Genomic DNA, 1459 nt, shown 5'->3' on the forward strand with positions numbered 1-1459 from the left:
GGCAATGCTGTTGCTTTACGGGTCTGCGGGTTGGGGTCGTTGAATGCGGATGGCTCGGGTGCCGGTGTGGGTGGGTTGGGGCCAGGTGTGGTGTTCGGCCCGTTTGAGCCGGTAGTTGGACATCTTGCGTTTGACGACGCGGGGCTGGCTGCGTAGCCGTCTGGGTGGCAGGAGGCGTTCGAGCAGGTCGTGTTGGAGCCAGACGAGGGCTCTGACCAGGAGCTCAGGGGGAAAAGCTGCCCGGTGTGAGGGTCACGCTGCGCCGGGCGGAGCGCAGGGTTTCGGTGAAGGAGACCCGGTCGGGGTCCAGGGTGTGGGTGGCGGCGGTTCTGACCATCAGTTCGCGCAGTGCGTGGTGGACCAGGAGGTGGGCCCAGATCTGCTGCAGGACACCGTCGGGGGTCTTGCTGCTGAGCACGGTGCGGGCTCCGCGTTGATGGGTCTTGAGCTCGGCGAAGACAGCCTCCGCCTCCCAGCGTTCCTGGTAGAGCGCGGCCAGCTGGCGGGCGGGATAACGGCGGGCATCGAGCAGCGTGGTCACCAGACGGTAGTCCTCACCCTGGCCGTCAGTGCCGTGCAGCTGATAGGCCACCACCCGCACCGTGACCGGATCACGGTGTGCGGGATCGGTGGAGGCGTGGATGCGGGAGATCCAGGACCCGTCCCGCAGCTGCCGCTCGACGGGCAGGACCCGGTTGACCGGGACCCGCCACAGCAGATCGGCACCGCTGGCGGTGAAGGCCCGCCACAACGGCACGCCCAAAAACTCCCGGTCCGCCAGGACCAGTTCACCGGGCCCGCAGGAGCGGGGCAGGCGGCTCACCAGGGTGACTTCCCCGGTGCGGCAGCCCGCCAGCTCGGCATCGAGGACGAGGTGGGTGCCCACCTCGATCAGGCAGGCCATCCGCACCTGAGGAAAGGAGGACTTGTCGGTCCCGCGGCTGTTTCCGGGGCGGCCGAAGGCGGCCTCGTTGGCCGCACTGTCGGCGACGTCCCAGCAGGTGCCGTCCACCGCCAAAAGCCGCAGCCCACGCCAGAAGCAGCCCGGAGTGGCCTGGGTGCCCATCGGCTTCGCGGTCGTGGCGAACAGCACCCGCAGCGGCTCCGATCCCAGCCGCTGGCGGGCCCGGAACAGCGACGACTTCGCCGGGATGTGCCACTCGCCCAGCAGTCCCTGACCTCGCAAACCCTCGACCAGGTGCCGCATCACCTCCAGATACGGCGCCGGCGAGAACAGGGCAAGGGCGAGCACGAAGTACACCACCAGCCGGGCCGGCAACAGGCGTCTGCGCTGCTCCGCACGACCGCAAGCAGCCACCACACGATCCACCAGCCCGGGCCGATACACCCAGGTCAGCAACCCCAGCCCCGATAACTCACCGACGTCCGCAGACACCCGCACCACCCCCGGGAAGCACTACGCAGCAGCGTACGCCCGCGAGCTATTGCAACGGCATTG

Annotated in this window: 1 protein-coding gene; it reads right to left on the reverse strand. The window is 68.9% G+C overall.

All coding sequences use genetic code 11. The annotated features are described in order from the left end of the window. Nucleotides 1-223 precede the first annotated feature (223 nt). Nucleotides 224-1396: an IS4 family transposase gene (locus ACIPSE_RS47235; protein ID WP_401676394.1), complete on the reverse strand. Its 1173-nt coding sequence runs from the start codon at nucleotides 1394-1396 to the stop codon at nucleotides 224-226. Nucleotides 1397-1459: the final 63 nt, after the last annotated feature.

The sequence above is a fragment of the Streptomyces sp. NPDC090106 genome, assembly GCF_044747265.1.
In the GTDB taxonomy this organism is placed as follows: Bacteria; Actinomycetota; Actinomycetes; order Streptomycetales; family Streptomycetaceae; genus Streptomyces.